Source organism: Streptomyces sp. FH025, from assembly GCF_017427025.1.
Taxonomy (GTDB): Bacteria; Actinomycetota; Actinomycetes; order Streptomycetales; family Streptomycetaceae; genus Kitasatospora.
In genome coordinates this window covers 1-3,702 of the sequence record NZ_JAFLNG010000730.1, presented here as the reverse complement: position 1 = coordinate 3,702, position 3,702 = coordinate 1, and the positions used below count along the sequence as shown (strand labels likewise).

Genomic DNA, 3,702 nt, shown 5'->3' with positions numbered 1-3,702 from the left:
GACGTCCCGCCCGATGGCGTCGAGGAGCTCGGTAAGCGGGCGGCCCTCGGCGGGCAGCGGGGCGTCCAGCAGGGCCTGCCGGGCGGTCTCGTCCATCGGCTGCCAGACCGGGCGGGCGGGCAGTTCGGCGAGGTAGTCGGAGACGAGGTCGGCGGTGGCGTGGGCGGCGCTGCGGAAGTCCGCGGTGGTCATGGGCGTGCTCCAGGGAGGCCGGGAGGCGCGGCGTCCTTGGCGCACCGTGGTTCGGTGATCTTACGGTTCGGCGATCTTGCGGTCCGGTGATCTCGCGGTCTGGTGATCTCGCGGCTCGGTGATCCCGCGGTCCGGTGATCTCGCGGCTCGGTGGTGCCGTGCCGGTGATGCTACGGAAAGGGCCCGCGCCGTGCGGCGAGGGCCCTCATGGTGAGACCGGAAGACTCAGTCCAGCGAGCTGGACAGCCCGCTCGCGCTGCGGCAGTAGCCCTGCATCTCCCTGTCGGTGATCTTGGCGCAGAGCCGTCCGGCCGCGCCGTGATCGGTGTAGTTGACCGTGTAGTAGCTGACCAGACCCTCGGCGCAGGCCTTGCGCTGCCAGCCGTCGGCGGCGGTGGCGCACTGCTGGGCGGCCCAGTCCTCGCGGTCCAGGTTGTACTTCATGGTCCGCGAGCCGACGCCGCGGCTACAGTCCACCGCCCCGCCGTTCGCCTTGCCGTTGAGGCACCACTTGAGGGCCTCGGCGTACACCTCGGGGTGGTTCGGGTAGTCGTGCGAGGACAGGTAGAAGGTCGGGGCGTAGAAGTAGCAGGCCGACTGGAACAGACTCGGCTGGTCCTTGCACGGGTAGAGCGGGTCCTGGGCGAGCTTGTCGGCGGGCAGGTTGGCCTTGGCCTGCTCGTCCTCCTCGTCCGGGCCGAAGAGCTGCATGAACAGGCCCTCGGAGCAGCGGATCCGGTTCTGGTCGCTGGGGAACTTGTTGCACAGTTCGCGCGCCTTGGCGACGTCCTGCTTGACCACGAACATCGTGCCGTGGCCGACGCCGTGGATGCACGGCCCGGTGTTCTGGGGGGCGCACAGCTTGAGCAGGTCCACCTCGGGCTGGGCGGAGGCGTTGAGCATCTCCTCGACCGCGCCGTGCAGGTAGCCGGCCGCGCAGGTCTCGTGCGGGAAGGAGATGACCTTCTGGAAGTCGGCGTTGAAACGCTTGACCGCCGCGTGGCCGAGCTCGTGCGCGATCGGGTGGCAGAAGCGCACGGTGTACGGCTTCTCCTTGGTGATCCGGTCGAGGTCGGCGAGGGCGACGCCGGGGTCGGTGGCGTCCATCTCGGCCATCAGCTTGTTGCGCAGCGTCGAGCGGGTCCACACCGCCGGGTCGCCGGTCGGGGTGGCGCCCGGCGCGCCCGCGACGGCCGGCCGGGCTCCGGCGGGGGCTCCCGGCGTGCCCGACCCGGCCGGGGTCGCGGTGGCCACCGGGGGCGACCAGTCGGTGACGGCCACCGAACCGAGGCCCAGGACGCCCAGGAGCAGGGCGGTGAGAATCGCGAATACTCGCGGCTGCATGACGGGATCCCCCGGCGGATCGAGGTGAACGGTTCGCTCCCATCCTGACGGCGTGGGGGCGGGAAGCCGCGTTTTCGCCCGCCATTCGGGAGGTGCCGGCGACGCTATCGCATCGGCGCCACGCCGATGTGGGGTGGGAGGGGTCCCGGTGTTCACCCGGACGGCGCAGCGGCCCGGCGGTGTGCCGTCCGCCGCGCCGTCCGGGGGATCCTCAGAGGTCCAGCGTCACCTGGTACTCCGTCAGCCAGAGGTCGAGGTCCAGCGCGAGGTCGACGGCCAGCCGTACCGACTGAGGGTCGGTGGCCGGGGCCAGCGCGTCGGTCAGGCGCTCCCCGTCCAGCAGGTCCAGTACCGGGGACTTCCGTGCGGCGGCGAGCCGGGTGAGTTCGGCGCGCAGAGCCGCCGGGTACTGCGGGTCCGCCGTCACCGGGTACGGGCTCTTCACCCGATCGGCGACCGCGGCCGGCAGCACGTCCCTGACGGCGGCGCGCAGCAGGCTCTTCTCCCGCCCGTCGAAACTCTTCATCGCCCACGGGGTGTTGAAGACGTACTGGACCAGCCGGTGGTCGCAGAACGGCACCCGCACCTCCAGCCCGTTGGCCATGCTCATCCGGTCCTTGCGGTCGAGCAGGATGGTGACGAAGCGGGTCAGGTTGAGGTAGGAGATCTCGCGCATCCGCCGCTCCAACGGGTCGGCCGAGTCCAGGTGCGGGACCTCGGCGATCGCCTCGCGGTAGCGGGTTCGGCGGTAGCCGTCCAGGTCGAGCCTGCGGAGCAGGCCGGCGTCGAGCAGGTGTTCGCGCGGGACGGCGCCGCCGCCGGCGATGCTGGTGACGCCCTCGATCCAGGGAAAGTTCTCGGTGGCGACGGTCTTCGGGTCGTGGAACCAGCGGTAGCCGCCGAAGAGCTCGTCCGCGGACTCGCCGGACAGCGCGACGGTGGACCGGCGGCGTACGTCCCGGAAGAGCAGCAGCAGCGAGACGTCCATGTCGCCGACGCCGTTGGGCAGGTCGCGGGCGCGCAGCGCGACGGAGCGCTGGGACAGGTCGGAGAGTTCGGCGGCGTCCAGCTCGATCACGCTGTGGTCGGCGCCGACGTGGTCGGCGAGCAGCCGGGCGTACGGGCCGTCCGCGGTCTGCCGGACCCCGTCGGCGTGGAAGTTCTCGCTCTGGCCGGCGAAGTCCACCGCGAAGGAGCGCACCGGGCCGGCCCCGGCGTCGCGCAGCGCCTTGGCGGCGATGGCGGTGACGGCGCTGGAGTCCAGGCCGCCGGAGAGCAGCGAGCAGAGCGGGACGTCCGCGTCCAGCTGGCGGTGGACGATGTCGTCCAGCAGCGCCCGGACGGTCGCGATCGTGGCCTCCAGGCTGTCGGTGTGCTCGCGCGCCTCCAACGCCCAGTAGCGGTGCTCCGAGAGGCCCCCGCGGCGCACCCGCACGACGTGCCCGGGCCGGACCTCGCGGATGCCCCGGTACGGGGTGAGGCCGGGGGTGCGGGTGAAGGCGAGCAGTTCGCGCAGCCCGTCCAGGTCGACCACCGGGCGGACGGCGGGGTGGGCGAGGACGGCCTTGACCTCGGAGCCGAAGACCACGCCGTCCGGGGTGGGGTGGTAGTGCAGCGGCTTGACGCCCATCCGGTCGCGGACCAGTAGCAGCTCCTCGCTGCGGGCGTCCCAGATCGCGAAGGCGAACATGCCGTTGAGCCGCCCGGCCAGGTCCGCGCCCCACTCCAGGTAGGCGTGCAGCACGACCTCGGTGTCGCTGCGGGTGCGGAAGCGGTGCCCGGCCGCCTCCAGCTCCGCGCGCAGCTCGCGGTGGTTGTAGACCTCGCCGCTGTAGGTGAGCGCGGCCAGCAGCCGGCCGTCCTGCTCGACCGTCATCGGCTGGACGCCGCCCTCGATGTCGATCACCGCGAGCCGGCGGTGGCCGAGCGCGGCGTGCGGCTGCAGGTGGACGCCCCCGGCGTCCGGACCGCGGCAGAGCTGAGTGTCCGTCATCGCGTCGAGGACACTCCGTTCGGCCCGTTCGGTCCGTTCGGCGGTGAGGTCGCGCTCGAAGGCGACCCATCCGGTGATCCCGCACATCAGCAAGCCTCCGGTCTTCCGCTTCTTTTGCTTCGTGTTCTTTCGTTTGCGCACTTCCGCTTCGTGTTCCGGGTGTCACGCTACGT

At 71.8% G+C, this 3,702-nt stretch carries 2 protein-coding genes and 1 pseudogene; all 3 read right to left on the bottom strand.

The annotated features are described in order from the left end of the window. Positions 1 to 192 (bottom strand): annotated as a pseudogene (locus J0670_RS32870) (amino acid decarboxylase); the annotation flags it as partial. A gap of 225 nt (positions 193 to 417) precedes the next feature. Then, a complete protein-coding gene (locus J0670_RS32865) occupies positions 418 to 1,536 on the bottom strand; it encodes a hypothetical protein (protein ID WP_207815795.1) in 1,119 nt (372 codons plus the stop codon). Positions 1,537 to 1,747: 211 nt separating this feature from the next. Then, entirely contained in the window at positions 1,748 to 3,616 is a 1,869-nt protein-coding gene (gene asnB, locus J0670_RS32860; protein ID WP_207815793.1) for an asparagine synthase (glutamine-hydrolyzing), read from the bottom strand. Between the last annotated feature and the right edge of the window lie 86 nt (positions 3,617 to 3,702).

Coding starts and splice junctions, on each gene's coding strand:
- J0670_RS32865 (WP_207815795.1), bottom strand. CDS start 1,536: ATGCAGCCGCGAGTATTCGCGATTCTCACCGCCCTGCTCCTGGGCGTC.
- asnB (WP_207815793.1), bottom strand. CDS start 3,616: ATGTGCGGGATCACCGGATGGGTCGCCTTCGAGCGCGACCTCACCGCC.